This window comes from Arachidicoccus terrestris (assembly GCF_020042345.1).
Taxonomy (GTDB): domain Bacteria; phylum Bacteroidota; class Bacteroidia; order Chitinophagales; family Chitinophagaceae; genus Arachidicoccus; species Arachidicoccus terrestris.
This window is the reverse complement of sequence record NZ_CP083387.1, coordinates 1,313,581-1,330,504: the sequence shown is the minus strand read 5'-3', so window position 1 is coordinate 1,330,504 and position 16,924 is coordinate 1,313,581. Positions and strand designations below refer to the sequence as shown.

Genomic DNA, 16,924 nt, shown 5'->3' with positions numbered 1-16,924 from the left:
TTAAGCTGGCGACAGTTGCCTGTCCTCTGGCTGTTCAGGGTGTTTCTCATGGCGGAAAATTAATGTCGCAGCCAGGCAGATCAGGCCCATGATTGCCATGGCCCATGGGCCGCTGAGGGCGCCTGCAATGGCGCCTGCGACCAGACTACCAAAGGGCATTGTTCCTTGTAGGCACACGGTATAAAAACTCATTACCCGGCCTCTTTTATCATCTGCCACATGTAGTTGCAATAGGGTATTTGTGCAAGCCGTATGCATCATCTGGGCCAGACCGGCAATGCCGATAAAGATCAGAGATAATATCAGCGATTTAGAAATCGCAAAAAGAATCATCCCGGTTCCCAACAGAATACCTGTCATGGACACGATCTTCTGTAATAACGGTGTCGTCTTGGATTTAGTAAGGAAAAGTGCACCGCAGATCGCCCCTACGCCCGAAGCACTCATAAGAAAGCCGAGTGTATTGGCATCGCCGTGTAGAACATCCTGGGCAAATATAGGCGCCAGCGTTCTGAGTGAAGCATTACTAAAACTGACGATAGCTAAAAGTAAAAGCAAGGTCCGCATGATCTGCTTCCTTTTTATATATTGAATGCCTTCTTTTAACCGGGTCAGGACTTTTGCAGAAGTTGCTGCCACAGGCGGAAGTTTTTTTATATTCATCAGCAACAGCGAAACCAGTACGATGGCATAGCTAAGGGCATTGGCCATAAAACACCAGCCTTCACCCACTGAACTGATCAGAATGCCAGCGATGGAAGGCCCGATTAATCTGGATAAATTAAACACGGTAGAGTTTAAAGCGATTGCATTGGGTAGCACCTCTTTTTCCCGATCTACCATATCCACAACAAAGGACTGCCGCATTGGCACTTCAAAAGCATTGATGCAGCCAAGGCAGAGGCTTAGTACGATAATATGATAGATGTTCACGGTGCCTGTAAGCGTGAGGATGCCTAATATCAGGGCCTGAATCATGGCAAATGCCTCGATGCGGCAAAGAGCCTTATGTTTATCCCACTTGTCAGCGTATACACCTGCGAAAGGGGCCAGTATGAATATGGGTATTTGTTCACAAAAGCCAACCAAGCCCAATAAAAAAGCAGACCCGGTCAACTGGTAGGAAAGCCAGATCATCGCCATACGCTGAATCCATGTCCCGATCAACGAAAAACTCTGACCTACCATAAATAACCTGTAATTCTTGTGCGTTAATGCTTTTTGTTCTAAAAAGTATTTGCGGACACTATCGGTTATTTTTTTGAGCATAAATCCTTGCAGGTCTGATATTTGATTGTTTGAATAGTATGATGGACCCTGCAAAGGTACGACCCCCTCTAGTCTAAAAAAAGTTTGAGAATCAAGGGGTCGCAATATTAACGTGCCATATGTAAACTATCTGTGGTTCGCTGGCCAGATATTCATAATGTAATATTGTCAATCAGCCGGACATCGCCCAAAAAAGCTGCGACCAGAATAACTGCCGGAGTTCCCTTTGTATAACTTTCTAAAGGACTGAGATTTGTCGGATCATAAAAAGCCACGTAATCAACTTTGGCAAACCCCGCTTTCAACAGTCTTTGCTCCATTTGCTGTATCAGCTCCTTAATGGGAATTGTCCCGGCAGTCTCTTTGCCAAATAATAAAGCCTGGTAGATGGCAGCAGCCTGATTCAATTGTTGTGCGGTCAGCCGGGTATTGCGGCTGCTTTTAGCCAGACCTGACGGTTCACGCAGGGTAGGGCCGGTTATCAAAGCGGTTTTGGATTTTAAAAGTGCTAATAAACGTCTGACAATCATCACCTGCTGAAAATCTTTTTGCCCCATAACCATATACGTGGGTTGGATAATGCCAACTAATCTGTCGATTACCTGTGCCACCCCCTGAAAATGGCCAGGCCGGTGCGCCCCCTCCAGTGTCATCTCTAGCGGGCCCAGGGGATACACCTTTTTTTCTAAATCCTTAGGATACATTTCGTTAGCGGATGGCAGGAATAGTAAATCTACGTTTTCTCCCAGCAAGAGTTCAATATCATTACCGGTCGTCACGGGGTATTTTTTGAAGTCTTCGGGGTCATTAAACTGAGTTGGGTTAACGAATATGCTGCAAATAGTAATGTCGGCTTTGGCTTTAGCCTCCCGGATCAGCGATAAATGCCCTTCATGTAGGGCACCCATGGTCGGAACGAAACCAGTGGTTTTCCCGGCATCTCTGTAGGCTTCCAGCTGCTTGGTTAAGTCCTTTACTGTTTTTAATATAATCATTGTATTATATATATGGAAGGCCGCAAATTACGCATTTGAGTTATTTTTGTTACCTTTGCAAACCTATTGAGGACAAAATTGGTATAAGAATGTCTAATAAAAAAAGAATTTTATTTATTTCTACAGAAATGTCGCCCTATTTAGAGCTGACAGAGTACGCAGAGATTATTAACAAACTAGCAATTAAAAGTAATGATTCAGGACTGGAAGTCCGCTGTATTATGCCGAGGTTCGGTGTAATCAACGAAAGGCGGCACCGTCTCCACGAGGTCGTCAGACTGTCCGGAATCAATGTCTCCATAGATAATGATGATTTTCCGCTACAGATAAAAGTAGCGTCCCTGCCCAACGCCAGACTACAGGTTTATTTTCTGGATAACGATGAATTCTTTAAACGGAAGTTCGTTTTTCATGATGAAAACGAAAACTGGTTCGACGATAATGGCCTTCGTTCTGTTTTCTTCTGTAAGGGGGCATTGGAAACTGTAAAGAAGTTCGGATGGCCTCCGGACATTATTCACTGCAGTGGCTGGATGAGTGCACTCATCCCTCTTTATATAAAAACAGCCTATAAGAAAGATCCTGTATTTACCAATAGTAAAGTTCTTTATTCCGTAGGGGGGCAAACATTTGAAGATAATTTTAGCAAAGATTTTATAAAGCAGGCTGCAATCAATGCCAACGTTAAATCGAAAGATCTGGAGATCTTTAAAACAGGCGACAATATGGGTATGAACCGTGGTGGGGCTACCTTTGCCGACGGTATTATTTTTGCCTCTGATAATGTTGATAAGAAAATTGTTACTGAGTTTTCGAAGGCAAAAGGCAAAAAAATCCTGCCATTTAAAGGCTGGGAGACTGATTTAACAGAGTATTTAGAATTGTATAACGAGATTGCGCCTTAATCGTTTATTGCGCTTTTTCAGAAACTGAAGCTATATTTTCAGTTGGATTGGAACGGATAACCTGGGTACATCTCAGGAGGTGGGATGAAAATAGGAATGGAGCTAGATCTCTCCACCAGAAGGATTGGCATCTGGGATGGGCAGTCCGGATAACACCATTTTCCGATTACTACTATTAACCGTTGCAGAGAAAGCCCTTTAAATATTATCTAACAACACAGCAGATAATCAGTGAAGTACAAAAAAATCTGGATCATAGCAGCTTTGGCAATCGGCACTATTGCCGCATGTACCAAAGACATTACCACTACGCTCGGAAAGGACTTTATCCCGCCAATTGATGGCGTGAATGTCAAAGACACTTTAATTGATGTCTTTGCTAAAACCTGGGGTGAAGATAGCGCTTCAATTCCCATTACTTCAATGAATGTGTTGGGCAATACGGTCAGTTCTGTTTTTGGGCATACACAGGCTACGATCAATATTCAGATGCAACCCGCTGTTGATTCTTTCAGTTTTCCCGTAGGTAAAGACAGCCTGACCCTGGATTCCGTTGTGCTGGTTTTAAGTACCGGAGGGGCAGTATATGGTGACTCTACCCAGCCACTGGGTTTTAAGGTGTATGAAATTGATCAGAATGCTGCCATTGGCGTAAATAATAATTATCCTTATCGTACGACAGAACAGTTTGCCCGCGCCGGTGAGCTTACTTATAACGATGCACCCGTCAGTGTTATCCCGAGTATGACAAATGACTCGGTTAAAGTATTCGGGGATACGACAACCAACCAACTTCGCCTGCGACTGAAAAATGACTTCGGCAACAAGTTGCTGAAGGACTATACTTTTGATCATGAATATAAGACTGACAGTACCTTCCTGTTGGCTTTCAAAGGTTTTCAGATCGTTCCGGAAAATAAAGGGAATGCATTATTGCCGATTATTCTAAGTGGTACCAATACCAAATTGGCCATTTATTATACGTATATTAATAGAGACGGTTCAGGAAAAGACACCACGGTCGCTTATTTCAGGCCTTCGGCCAGCTCCGCCAGTTCTAATTATATTCAAAAAGACAGAACGGGTACACCACTTGAGGGAACTTTGCCGATGGGGGATACCACTGTCAGCGACCCGTATCTTTATTTTGAGGCTACCCCGGGTGTTTATTCCCGCGTGAAACTGCCTGACCTTGAAAAATTCCCCGCATCTTTAGTGTATAAGGCAGAACTGATCCTGCATGGAGATAATGATCAAAATGATGCTGCGGGCAATCTTCTTGAACCACCAAACCTTTTTGTGGCTGCTTTTGATTCTGCGAATCATCGCAGAGAGAATTTGACAGGCGATGTTTCTCCGACGACGTTAAGCACAGGCCTGAGCTATTACTATGCGACGGATGCTTCCTCTATTAGCAGCTTAGGCAGTTACCCTGTCAAAGTGCCGGATCCGGATCAGGTAGTAGATTCTATCTACAGATACCAGCTTCGTATTACTCATTATGTACAAAATGTAATATTGGGTAAAACCACCAACAAACCGCTGGATATATACAGCCCTGGTAGTGGGGACACACTTTATGCACCTTCACTGGGCCAGTATATCAGTATTGGGACTTCCACCTCCAGTGGTTCGCTGTTGCCTCTCAACTATCCTTCAATAGGTCATATCCGGGTGAAAGGTCCCGCAAATTCTACGCGTAAATTACAATTGCATATTGTATATTCGCCAATCAAAGAGTAGTTATTATTTTTAATTGACCTAAAAACAATATTGAAGATGCCTTATTTATTCACTTCTGAGAGTGTATCAGAAGGACATCCGGATAAAGTGGCCGATCAGATTTCTGATGCCCTAATTGATAATTTTCTGGCTTTTGATCCTAATAGTAAAGTGGCTTGCGAAACTTTGGTGACTACCGGACAGGTAGTTCTGGCAGGTGAGGTAAAGTCCCGCGCTTATCTGGACGTACAGGAAATTGCAAGAGGTGTTATTCGTAAAATCGGGTATACCAAGAGTGATTACATGTTTGAAGCAAACAGCTGTGGTGTGCTCTCTGCTATCCACGAACAATCAGCAGATATCAATCAGGGGGTTGACCGAAAGAAAAAAGAAGACCAGGGAGCAGGTGATCAGGGAATGATGTTCGGGTATGCGACCAATGAAACTGAAAACTACATGCCGCTCGCATTGGATCTTGCCCATTCGCTACTTATTGAACTGGCCGCTCTGCGCAGAGAAAACAAAGCTATTAAATACCTTCGTCCTGACGCTAAAAGCCAGGTTACACTGGAGTATGACGATAATAACAAACCTGTTCGGATAGACTCCATTGTGATCTCTACCCAGCATGATGATTTTGATACTGAAGCCAAGATGCTGGTTAAAATAGAAAAAGATATCAAAACCATTTTGATCCCAAGGATGATCAAAAAATATCCGGCCTATAAGCATTTTTTTAACGGGAATATCAAATATCATATCAATCCAACCGGAAAGTTTGTGATCGGAGGTCCACATGGAGATACCGGTCTTACAGGCCGTAAGATCATCGTGGATACCTATGGTGGCAAAGGTGCACATGGCGGTGGAGCCTTCAGTGGGAAGGACCCAAGCAAGGTAGACCGTTCTGCAGCCTATGCAACCCGCCATATAGCAAAAAATCTCGTTGCTGCTGGTATAGCAGATGAAGTGCTGGTGCAGGTATCTTATGCAATTGGGGTCGCGGCACCGATGGGAGTATACGTCAATACAAATGGGACGGCTAATGTTGAATTAACAGATGGAGAGATATCTAAAATAGTGGAAGGGATCTTTGATATGCGCCCTTATTTTATTGAGACCCGCCTAAAACTCAGAAACCCGATATACAGTGAGACGGCTGCCTACGGACATATGGGCAGGCAAACAGAAACTGTTACCAAAGAATTTACTTCCCCCGATGGTAAAAAGGTTAAAAAGAAAGTAGAATTATTTACCTGGGAGAAGCTTGACTATGTCAGCAAAGTAAAGAAAGCGTTTAAAATTAAATAGCAAGGTTGTCGTTACAGACAATGCAGGCTTAAAAATAAGAACCGGTGTTCTTCAGCAATTATTCTGAAAGCACCGGTTTTTTTGTATTTTCGCACGAAGTAAGACTGCCGTGAACAGGCTGAATCTGATTAATCTGACATTATGCATGTATATCGTGATATACAAAATTTACCGCCTATAAAAAATGCCGTCATTACGATTGGCACCTTTGATGGCGTGCATCTGGGCCATCAGAAAATAATCGATCAATTAAAAATGGAAGCGGCTAAGATAGACGGAGAAACAGTAATCGTCACCTTCTATCCGCACCCGAGAAAAATAGTACATAAAGAACAATCTCCTTTACTGTTACTGACAACCTTATCAGAGAAGTTACATTTATTGGAGTCATATGGAATTGATCATGTTGTGGTGGTACCTTTTAATAAAGATTTTGCCAGTCAGACTGCAGCGTCCTACGTGGAGGATTTTCTGATTGCAAAACTTCATCCTAAAGTGGTCATTATCGGATATGATCATAAGTTCGGGAAAGACCGCAAGGGAGATTATACGACCCTGGAGCACTACGGTAAGGTGCATCAGTTTGCCGTCCTGGAAATACCCGGAAAGGTACTGGATGAAGTGACCATCAGCTCCACTGCTGTCAGAGGTGCCATTAAAGGAGGTGATGTTGGAAAGGCACTGGACTTACTGGGCCATCCTTATACACTCTCCGGTCAGGTCGTAAAGGGCAATCAGTTGGGCCGCAAAATAGGTTATCCGACTGCTAATATTCATGTGCCTGAGGCAGATAAATTATTACCTGCAAATGGTGTGTATGCGGTGCTGGTCAGAACGGAAGACGATAAGACCTTTAAGGGAATGCTCAATATTGGGATCAGGCCGACAATTGGTGAAAGCCCTCTTACAATTGAGGTGAATATTTTTGATTTTAATCAGGATATCTATGGTCAGCATTTGACCGTCGAATTTATTGCAAGGCTTCGGGATGAATTGAAATTTGATGGTCTGGCACCTTTAATAGACGCGCTCGCACAAGACGCGATTGATACAAAAGCTGCCTTAAAATATTACTAGGAGCGCCCATCCTAAAATAATCTGTGTGTAAGTTACTGTATATCAGTGATTATTTCTCTGATTTTAAAAATTTTTGAAAATAAATTTGTGTAGTCAAATAACTACGCTTACATTTGTAGTCAAATAGCTACACAATGAAATTAAGAAGAGATGTTTTTCAGGCTTTAGCCGATCCGACCAGAAGAGCCATATTGTTGATGGTAGCCAGTCAGTCCATGACAGCTGGTGCGATCGCAGCCGGGTTTAATACTGCCAGGCCAACAATTTCTAAGCACTTGCTGATTCTCTCAGAATGTGATCTATTATCCAGTAATAAAGAGGGGCGGGAAATCTATTATTATGTAAATGCAACTAAAATGAAAGAAGTAGACGACTTTTTAACGCCATTTCGCAAAATGTGGGATACGCGTTTTGATAAACTTGAAGCGGTCATGAAAAATTACCAATCAAAAAATAAAAAGCCATAAAAATGGAACTAAAGACAAAAATTCAGTCAGCAGAAGGAGAACAGCAACTCCTGATCACCCGCACTTTTAACTTGCCGGTGGAGCTTTTATTCAAGGCATTTTCTACGCCTGAACTGTTAGGTCAGTGGATGGGAACCCAAGTAGTGGAATTGGAAAGCCAATCACTGGGTAAGTACCAGTTTGAAACAAAAGATCCTTCCGGGAATGTCGTGTTTCAGGCGATGGGTACTATTCACAGTGTGAAGGAGAATCAACAAATTATCCGCACTTTTGAAATGATGGGGGCGCCATTTGACGTGCAACTGGAATTTCTGGATTTCAAAGCCCTGGACGATAATGAAAGTGAATTGCAGATGCAAGTCGTATACCGCTCAAATGAAATCAGGAATCAGATGCTCAAATTGCCTTTTGCCAGCGGTATCAGCAAGGCCCATGACAGATTGGAAGCGTTAATGTCAGAAACCACTACTTTATAGGACTTCTCAATTATTTAAATTATAACCATATGCAAAAGTTTAAAAAAATTACTTATTGGGTGGCCACCCTATGGCTATCGCTGGGCCTGGTGGCAACTGGAATTGTGCAGATCATGCATACAGCTGACGGAGTGGGCGGAGGTGATATGATGACCCAGCTGGGCTATCCGATTTATTTAATGACACTGCTGGGGGTATTAAAAATACTGGCCACTGTTGTTTTACTATTACCGCGCCTTAGCCTGGCCAAGCAATGGGCCTATGCCGGTATTTTCTTTTTAGTAGTGGGTGCAATATATTCTCATTTTGCGGCAGGAGGAGGTTTTGTAAAAATATTACCAGCATTGCTTATGGGTCTGTTGATGGTTATTTCCTGGCGGTATCTGCCGGAGAACAGAAAAGTTTCTGTATTTTAGAAAACAAAAGCACATGAATCCAAAGGTCGATTTTTATTTTGAAAATGATACATCCTGGCAAAAACATATTCGTTTATTAAGGGAGATTATACTTTCAACAGGGTTGGAGGAACACCTGAAATGGGGCACTCCTTGCTATACACATCATGGGCGCAATATTGTATTGATCCATACTTTTAAAGAATACTGTGCTGTATTGTTTTTCAAAGGGGCGCTGCTGCAAAATGCGCAGGGATTACTTATTCACCAGTCGGCACAGGTGCAGTCAGCCAGGCAAATGCGCTTTACAGACCTTAAAACCATTAAGGCGCAGCGCTCAGCTATCAAGACTTATATTTATGAGGCCATTGCTGTTGAGGAGGCAGGGCTAAGTGTCCCCAGAAAAAAAACGGAAGATTATACGGTGCCGGCGGCTTTACAGGAAATGTTTAAGAGAGAGCCGGCTTTTAAGAAAGCATTTAAGGCATTAACACCCGGACGACAGCGTGGCTATCTTCTTTACTTTGCACAACCTAAACAAGAGAAGACGGTTATCAGCAGAATTGAAAAATATCAAAAACATATTCTGGCGGGCAAGGGGTTAAAAGATCCTGCCTGAAATAAGCCTACCTATTGTTTTAACTGCGCACGCTATTGCAATGTCCTAAATTGAGTGATTATTGTCATTTAGGACATGATGACTGGTGAATATCTTTGTATAAATAAAATTTATCAAAGATGTTAAGAATAGCCATTAATGGATTCGGGCGGATCGGACGCCTGACCTTCCGTAAGTTGTTTGGTCAGCAGGATATACAAATTGTAGCCGTCAATGATTTGGGCACGCCTTCAATGCTGGCTTATTTGCTGAAGTATGATTCCATCCAGGGAATTTTCCAGTATCCGGTTGATGCTGAAAAAGAGGCGTTGTTAGTTGACAGTCAGCGTATTGCCGTGTTTTCTGAAAGCGATCCTGCTACCCTTGCCTGGAAGGCACTCCATATCGATATGGTTATTGAATGCACAGGGTTTTTTGCGACCCGTGAAGGCGCCTCCGCACATTTAGCGGCCGGTGCGGGAAAAGTGCTTGTATCTGCTCCTGCAGGCAAAGATGTGAAAACTGTTGTTTATAATGTCAACCACAGTATTCTCAACAGCGAGGATCGACTGGTCAGTGCCGCGTCCTGTACGACCAATTGTCTGGCACCGCTGGCCAAAAGCCTGCAGGATCATTTCGGGATACTATCCGGGCAGATGACCACCATTCACGCCTATACAAACGCACAGCCTTTGATGGATACCGCAGATAGAAAGGGCGTATTTCGTAAATCCAGGGCGGCGGCAGACAGTATTATTCCTTATCTACAGGTGCCGCAAAAGCGATCGGTTTGGTTATCCCCGAGTTAGACGGCAAACTGGACGGTGCATCACAGAGAGTGCCGGTCCATGCCGGCTCGCTGGTCGAACTATATACGATCCTGGGACGGGAAACTTCCGAAGCTGAGATCAATGCGGTTATAAAGAGCAGGGCAAACGAATCCTTTGGCTATAATGATGACCCTATTGTCTCTCAGGACATACTGGGGTCGTCTTTTGGATCCCTTTTCGATGCGACCCAGACAAAGGTGATAGGCAGCGGTCATCGTCAACTTGTAAAAACGGCTGCCTGGTATGATAATGAGATGTCCTTTGTCTCACAGCTGGACCGGTTGATCCGATACTGGGGAGCGTTATAGCCGTGTTGTAAAATTTTTTCGATAAAGCCCCGGGCTGGTATTCAAATGGCGTATAAAGAGTCTGCGTAGTCCATTTGCTCCTGCCAGCCCACATGCCTGGGCAATTTGATCCAGGCTTAAATTGCTTTCTTCTAACCGGCGCCGCGCCGCTTCGACCCTGACTTTCTCAATGTATTTGGCAGGAGACATACCTGTTTCCCTGGTAAAAATGCGTGAGAAATTTCTGCCACTCATGGACATTCTTTCTGCAAGCCTTTCCACCGACAAATCTTTATCGGTATTTTCCTGGATAAACTGGGTGATTTGCCGGATAGGCACATGATCGCTTGCCTGGATTTTCAGCATATTACTAAACTGTGACTGATTACCAGGTCTTTTCAGATATAATACTAACATACGGGCCACCTCCATCGCGATATCCCTTCCCAGGTCTTCTTCCACCAAGCTCAGCGTCAAATCAATGCCGGTGGAAATGCCCGCAGAGGTGTAGAAATTGTCATCTTTAATATAAATAGGATCATTTTCAACCTGTATCTTCGGAAAAGTGGCGGCCATTTGCTCGCATAACATCCAGTGTGTTGTGGCCCGACGTCCGTTCAGGAGCCCGGTTTGGGCAAGAATAAAAGCGCCGGCGCAAACGGAAGCTATTCTTGTTTTCGGTCTTTTTTTAGCTACCGCCCTGATCCACTCCAAAATCTCTCCCGGGGCAATGTTGTTGTATACACCCCGCCCGGCGATGATAAGCGTATCTATTGCATAGAATACGGCAGCGTGTCCTCCCTCGCAAATGACCGGCATACCGCTGGTTGTCGGAACAATCGTTGTCCCATCGGTAGATATAAGATGAATATTATAGTAAGGCTGGGACTGTCCTTCAGATGCCAGGCAGCTATTGGCTTTTGACAATACTTCCAGCGGCCCTGTTACATCTAAGATGGAGGTTTGGGGTGGTACCAGTATGACAATATGTTTCATAAATGGAATGCGGTTAACGGATTGCTTTTTTGTCTTAAAAAAGATTATAAACTCAATTTAGGACAAAAATAAGCAATTATTTTAAATTGAAGAGAGGTTAAATCGGGTTGGCAATATGGCGATACCTGATAGAAGCATGAAAATATTAATTTGGCTGGCTAAAGACTTATAGTTGGCCAAAAGAGCATATAAAACACCAAATTTGGCTAGGTATAGACCTATAGTCAGCCAAAAATGCATATAAAACACCAAATTTGGCTGGGTAAAGACTTATAATCAGCCAAATTTAGGAACTGCAATACGACATGTACTAGACATGAGGATTTTTACGATTGAAAAAACCGTGTCGAGATTAAAAGCTTGCGTCTTGATAGGACAGCTGAAAAAAAAATAGCCTTCAGTGTGGTTACAGAAATTTTGTTTCCTCTCCGGTCAGAATTTGATTAATGACCCGTTTTGTGGTTCTTGAAAGACCTTGAATGGAACGAATATCTTTTAAAGTAGCCATTACTTCCGGGTCTTGATAACTCCTGGTAATGATTTGCCTTTTGCCAAAATTGGGGGCAATTGTCCACATCAGTACTTCTTCTTCGATCTTGTTGTTCCGTAACAGTTCCGCGCAATATTTACATATTTTTAAATATTCTTTCAATGGTAAATTTTGCATCAGGCAGACGACGATCAACTTCTGATCTGTTGTGTACTGTGTTGAGCCAAGAAAATGGCGTATTTCATTCCGGTATTGCATGCTATTAAAATAAATGCCTCCAAGTACATTGTCTTTGGTGATGGCATCATAACTGTTGGATACTTCAACTTCGTCGGCCCCTTTAAGAACAGCGCGGTTGAAGTCCACTTTTGTATATGATTTTTCATTTCTATAGAGCTGCGTCGTGTCGGTTTTGCTATATGGCTGAACTAAAAGAGATTGGTTACAATTCATACTCCTATTTTGTATATTGTCAAACAGCAATAACACAATGCAGAATATGTACCACAGTATTCTAAGCATAATAGTTGAGCGCTTTGGTTATAAGTTGTACGTACGGGATAAGATCATTTGAATTCAAAAATAAGGATTGTTGATGAACTGATGAACAACTTTTGCAGACGTGAAGTTTGTTTTTAAGGGGAATGGCCTATCTACTGTCGCTTCCCTCAGGGAGCGCGTGCGCTGCATCTACAATAGAAATGTGTAGACATTCAGTAGATGAACGAAAAAGTTTTATATTTGAGGCAGATAATTTGTCGGAAGAAGTAGTTATGCCGGTGGACAGCACAATAGTTCAAACTAATCACTGAAAAATACCCAACTCATGGAATTCAGTCCCAATAATAAGATTATTCAACGCTGCCTTCAAGCCATGGCTATGGAAGAAAAAGGTCAGATGGAAGAGGCAAAAGCTTTGTCTTTGCAGGCCTGGAGTGAAGCGATAGATGGCTTTGAAAAATTTACTGCTGCCTATTTTGTTGCTCGTTATCAGAAAGCCGTGACTGATCGGTTGAAATGGCTGCAGACGGCCTTGCAGTTTGCATTTTCCGTAGATGGGGATTGGGTAAAGGCGAGTTTGTCAACCTTGTATTCTCAGGTCGCCGAATGTTACGCGGAGTTGGGAGACACTGAAAATGAAGATAAAAGCCGTGCGATGGCCAGTGACTTTAAAGGTAAGATATATGATCAGGGCCCTTTTTACCATGGGACAAAAGCAGCTTTGCAAATAGGGGATTTGCTGACGCCGGGAGGCAGGTCTAATTATAAGAGCGATCTTATAATGAATCATATTTATTTTACGGCCTTGGTCAACGGTGCCGGACTGGCGGCAGCGTTAGCGACAGGAGAGGGTGTGCAGCATGTCTATATTGTTGAACCTACTGGCAGTTTTGAAAATGATCCGAATGTTACGGATAAGAAATTCCCGGGCAATCCAACGCGTTCCTATCGAAGCCTCGAGCCGTTAAGAATTATCGGAGAAGTGGCAGACTGGAAAAGAGTGACAGCACAAGAGCTTCAGCAATGGAATAAAAAGCTGTCCGGAAGCAAAGGCGAAATTATCAATTGAATTGAACCGATTGCTGATACAATTCGGAGCTATATTTTCTATATAGTAAGGCTTTACCTCTTCACTTCAAGTGGCGCGCCGGGCTGGGGGTGGTAGAAAACGTAAGGATAAATTGCCAGACCGTCTTTACGGATTACGATGATTGGAGATTCTTGAAAAAAATCGGGACCTGTTGCTATCAGCATCCCCACTTTCCCTTCCCTATAGAAAGCCAGTTTATATGTTGCCTAAGATGCCATTTTTTCAGTTTTCCCGAGTGTACTCTTTGTATGATTGATTCAGTTGTGGCCGTCAATGATTTTAATGCCTTAATTCCCGTATGCGTGCTATTTGTCTTGAGTGAAGGAATATGAATGTTTGTCCAGTTATACGTATAACGAGCATTACAATTTGCTGCTGTATAATTAGTGTTTGTTTATAGTGTTCGCGCTTTTAGGCACAAGATTGGCTGTTAACGTTTTAATAAGGTTTAGGGGGCTTGTTACTTTACTATTAGTCAAATGTTCTACTTTTATTTAAACAATAAAAAAACTAATTTTTTTTGATTTAAAAATACTTACAGGGGGAGAGCACAAAATTTAATTGATGTTTAGAACCATTACAATTGCGACAATATTAATTACATGTTTTTTAAGCAATGTGTTCAGTCAAGATGACATTAAAAGTTATATAACAAGTCACGAGAACGTAATTACCAATTTTGATTTTGATAACGAGAATTTTCAAGATTTAGATAGCCTTGGAAGTGCAATAGGAGATAAAAGAATTGTCATGCTAGGCGAATCGTCACATAGAAATGGATCCGATTTTGAAGCCAAAGCCAGAATTATTAGATACTTATATGAAAAGAAGGGTTTCACCGTTATAGCATTCGAAAGTGATTTTTTTGGGCTTAATAATGAACCAGAAGACCTTGGTTTTTCTGCTATACCAGGCGATTCAGTCCGTAGATTATCGATATTTCCAATGTGGATAATGTGTGAAGCTTGTGCTCCTTTGTTTAAGTATATAAAAGCTAAAGAGACAACATCTAATCCACTATTTGTAACGGGATTCGACAGCCAATTGGCATCTGTCTACTCTCAGAAGTACTTACGTAAGACACTGAAGCGATATTTGGACAGCCAGAATATACAATTTGCAAAGACCGGTCAATATGCTGAATTTATATCATTATGTGATACTATCATTAATCTTAAAAAAAAGGATACTAGTGATTTTAAGAAAGTAGTTGACTATTCGAATACTATTTTAGATCAGCTAGCTGGTAAAGGAAGTAGCTTCTACGGAAGGGTCGTAAAATGCATCAATCGCTTCGCTCTTCAACAACTGGCATATTATCAGTTAGATAATAAAAGGTGGACTTATCATGCAGATAAGATAAGAGACCAAATGATGGCAGATAACTTGAAATGGCTTTTATTACATAAATACGCGGAAAAAAAATTATCGTTTGGGCACACAATATGCATGTTTCTAAAAATTCGGATGAAGGCCTCAATAAAGATATGAGAAAGCCTTTTTTCCATGGGGTTATTGTTAGATCGTGACTCTGTTTTTAGAAATAAAACATATGTTATTGGTTTAACTTCATACTATGGATTAGGTTCTGAAGGTATCATACTCAAGAAACGGAATAGTTTAGAAGACTGGATTCATAAACAAGGTATTAAATATAGTTTCGTCAACTTGCAACCTATAAAAGCGATAAACCCATTAGGTAAAGCAAAATACCGAAGTAAGTTATTAGGTTATTATCTGACATCTTATTGGCATAAAATTTTTGACGGAATAATTTATATTGATAAGGCATTGTCCTGTGAGAGCTATTAAGAAAATACAAAACAGCTAGACTAACGGAATCTCAATAGCAACCCAGGGTGTTTAAATTTTTGGAATTTACTTTAGAGGTCTTAGTTATGCAGTGATCCACTACACATGCTAAAAATGGCAGAAAACAAAAACGGGACAAAGTATATTTTACTTTATCCCGTTAAGTCGGGGCGGCAAGATTCGAACTTGCGACCTCCTGGTCCCAAACCAGGCGCGATGACCGGGCTACGCTACGCCCCGATTCCGCTTTCTTTCGTTAGCGGGATGCAAAAGTAATCTAATAATAATTACAACCAAAAAAATATTGAAAAAAAATCTGGTTGCAGACCAAATAACCTTGTTATCATCCATCCATCCAAAATTTGGCTAAATTTGACTGGTACAAGGAATTTTGCAGTAGGTTTGGGGTGAAGATTATGCAAAAATTATTAAGAATTTTATGGAATAGTTTCCTGATGGCCCTTCAGGAACTGAAGGTGAACAAACTGAGGACCTTCCTTTCTTTGTTTGGTATTACCATTGGGATTTTTTGCATAATCGGGGTGCTGGCGCTGGTCAACAGCCTCAAGCAGAAGGTACAATCGGATATGAATGAACTGGGTTCTAACACGGTCCAGGTCGGTAAATGGGAGTTTCTGAACACGAGCGACTATCCCTGGTGGAAATTCATTAACCGGCCGGAAGTCAAATATGATGAATTCGAATTTCTGAAGAAACATACCGGATACGCTGAACATATGTATTATCTCAATAATACTAATGGTAATCTGACTTATAAAGACAATACCTACGGCGGCAATATCTATGGAACTTCCGAGGAATTTAATATGGTCCAGACCGTAGATATTGAATTTGGCAGGTATCTGAATCCCAGTGAGTTTAAAAGAGGAATGGCGGTAGCTGTGATAGGGCAGGAGGTGGCCACGCAGTTATTCAAACGCCCGGAACTGGCAGTGGGGAAGAAAATCAGCATTGACGGGAAAAAAGTGAATGTGATAGGCGTGATTAAGAAGCAGGGACAAATGATTAATATCTTTCAGTTTGATGAGAGTATTGTCGTCCCCTATAATTATTTTGCCAGCATTTATGACGCAGAAAAATTAAGCCCGCAGATCTTTGTTAAAGGCAAAGAAGGCGTGCCTAATTCTGCACTAATTGATGAACTGAGAGGGCTAATGCGGCAAGTCAGAAGGCTAAGCCCCAGAGAAGACGACAATTTTGCCTTAAACGATATTAACTTATTCAGAGAACAGATTGATACCGTCTTTGCTTCCCTGAATTTGGGCGGATGGGCTATTGCAGGTTTGTCACTGCTGGTTGGGGGCTTCGGTATCGCGAATATTATGTTTGTAACGGTACGGGAAAGACGGAGTCAAATCGGTCTTAAAAAGGCCATTGGAGCGAAAAGTCGAACGATAATGACGGAATTTTTGATAGAAAGCGCCTTCCTTTGCATTATCGGAGGGCTTATTGGGCTCTTTCTTGTCTGGATACTTACCCTGGTCCTTGGCCCGATATTGCCTTTCCCGATTGGCATTGCCGGAAGCATCATTGTTTTGGCTTTCTCGATTTGTATTTGCCTGGGCGTACTTTCCGGCATTATTCCGGCCACCATTGCCGCAAGATTGAATCCGGTTGTCGCCATTCGAAGCAATTAACTTCCCTGGAAATATTTTGGAAAATGGGCGGATATTAGGCTAATT

At 42.2% G+C, this 16,924-nt stretch carries 15 protein-coding genes, 1 tRNA gene and 1 pseudogene; 12 read left to right on the top strand and 5 right to left on the bottom strand.

What is annotated here, in order from left to right:
• Both K9M52_RS05325 and panC read right to left on the bottom strand, forming a co-directional pair.
• On the bottom strand, positions 1–1,269 hold the full coding sequence (locus K9M52_RS05325) for an MFS transporter (protein ID WP_224071023.1): 1,269 nt from the start codon (positions 1,267–1,269) through the stop codon (positions 1–3).
• A gap of 152 nt (positions 1,270–1,421) precedes the next feature.
• Positions 1,422–2,264, bottom strand: coding sequence for a pantoate--beta-alanine ligase (panC, locus tag K9M52_RS05320; RefSeq protein WP_224071022.1), 843 nt, complete (start codon positions 2,262–2,264; stop codon positions 1,422–1,424).
• An 89-nt stretch (positions 2,265–2,353) separates the two neighbouring features.
• Here panC and K9M52_RS05315 point away from each other — a divergent pair, with 89 nt between their 5' ends.
• The 9 genes and pseudogenes from K9M52_RS05315 (at position 2,354) to gap (ending at position 10,353) form a co-directional block, all read left to right on the top strand.
• The gene (locus K9M52_RS05315) at positions 2,354–3,169 is read left to right on the top strand and encodes a glycogen/starch synthase (protein WP_224071021.1); all 816 of its coding nucleotides are present in this window, start codon (positions 2,354–2,356) and stop codon (positions 3,167–3,169) included.
• Positions 3,170–3,400: 231 nt separating this feature from the next.
• Entirely contained in the window at positions 3,401–4,912 is a 1,512-nt protein-coding gene (locus tag K9M52_RS05310) for a DUF4270 family protein (protein WP_224071020.1), read from the top strand.
• 36 nt (positions 4,913–4,948) lie between these two features.
• Positions 4,949–6,202 carry a methionine adenosyltransferase gene (gene metK, locus K9M52_RS05305; RefSeq protein WP_224071019.1) on the top strand — a complete coding sequence of 418 codons (1,254 nt, stop codon included), beginning with the start codon at positions 4,949–4,951 and terminating at the stop codon, positions 6,200–6,202.
• 141 nt (positions 6,203–6,343) lie between these two features.
• A complete protein-coding gene (locus tag K9M52_RS05300; RefSeq protein WP_224071018.1) occupies positions 6,344–7,279 on the top strand; it encodes a bifunctional riboflavin kinase/FAD synthetase in 936 nt (311 codons plus the stop codon).
• A gap of 134 nt (positions 7,280–7,413) precedes the next feature.
• Complete coding sequence (locus K9M52_RS05295) at positions 7,414–7,746, top strand: metalloregulator ArsR/SmtB family transcription factor (RefSeq protein ID WP_224071017.1); 333 nt, start codon at positions 7,414–7,416, stop codon at positions 7,744–7,746.
• A 2-nt stretch (positions 7,747–7,748) separates the two neighbouring features.
• Entirely contained in the window at positions 7,749–8,222 is a 474-nt protein-coding gene (locus tag K9M52_RS05290; protein ID WP_224071016.1) for an SRPBCC domain-containing protein, read from the top strand.
• A gap of 29 nt (positions 8,223–8,251) precedes the next feature.
• Complete coding sequence (locus K9M52_RS05285; RefSeq protein WP_224071015.1) at positions 8,252–8,638, top strand: DoxX family protein; 387 nt, start codon at positions 8,252–8,254, stop codon at positions 8,636–8,638.
• Positions 8,639–8,651: 13 nt separating this feature from the next.
• A complete protein-coding gene (locus tag K9M52_RS05280) occupies positions 8,652–9,236 on the top strand; it encodes a YdeI/OmpD-associated family protein (protein ID WP_224071014.1) in 585 nt (194 codons plus the stop codon).
• Positions 9,237–9,355: 119 nt separating this feature from the next.
• Positions 9,356–10,353 (top strand): annotated as a pseudogene (gene gap / locus K9M52_RS05275) (type I glyceraldehyde-3-phosphate dehydrogenase).
• Here the strand turns inward: gap and K9M52_RS05270 are convergent.
• Together K9M52_RS05270 and K9M52_RS05265 are read right to left on the bottom strand one after the other, a co-directional pair.
• Positions 10,348–11,328 (bottom strand): GlxA family transcriptional regulator, encoded by a 981-nt coding sequence (locus K9M52_RS05270; RefSeq protein ID WP_224071013.1) that lies wholly within the window; start codon positions 11,326–11,328, stop codon positions 10,348–10,350. The pseudogene gap and the gene K9M52_RS05270 overlap by 6 nt on opposite strands.
• 406 nt (positions 11,329–11,734) lie before the next feature.
• The gene (locus K9M52_RS05265; protein WP_224071012.1) at positions 11,735–12,271 is read right to left on the bottom strand and encodes a hypothetical protein; all 537 of its coding nucleotides are present in this window, start codon (positions 12,269–12,271) and stop codon (positions 11,735–11,737) included.
• 703 nt (positions 12,272–12,974) lie between these two features.
• Here K9M52_RS05265 and arr point away from each other — a divergent pair.
• Positions 12,975–13,388 carry an NAD(+)--rifampin ADP-ribosyltransferase gene (arr, locus tag K9M52_RS19175; RefSeq protein WP_394369859.1) on the top strand — a complete coding sequence of 138 codons (414 nt, stop codon included), beginning with the start codon at positions 12,975–12,977 and terminating at the stop codon, positions 13,386–13,388.
• A 585-nt stretch (positions 13,389–13,973) separates the two neighbouring features.
• The gene (locus tag K9M52_RS05255) at positions 13,974–14,900 is read left to right on the top strand and encodes an erythromycin esterase family protein (RefSeq protein ID WP_224071010.1); all 927 of its coding nucleotides are present in this window, start codon (positions 13,974–13,976) and stop codon (positions 14,898–14,900) included.
• A gap of 486 nt (positions 14,901–15,386) precedes the next feature.
• Here the strand turns inward: K9M52_RS05255 and K9M52_RS05250 are convergent.
• Positions 15,387–15,461, bottom strand: a tRNA-Pro gene (locus tag K9M52_RS05250).
• Between the two features lie 176 nt (positions 15,462–15,637).
• Between K9M52_RS05250 and K9M52_RS05245 the strand changes: the two genes are divergently transcribed.
• Positions 15,638–16,879 carry an ABC transporter permease gene (locus tag K9M52_RS05245; protein WP_224071009.1) on the top strand — a complete coding sequence of 414 codons (1,242 nt, stop codon included), beginning with the start codon at positions 15,638–15,640 and terminating at the stop codon, positions 16,877–16,879.
• Positions 16,880–16,924: the final 45 nt, after the last annotated feature.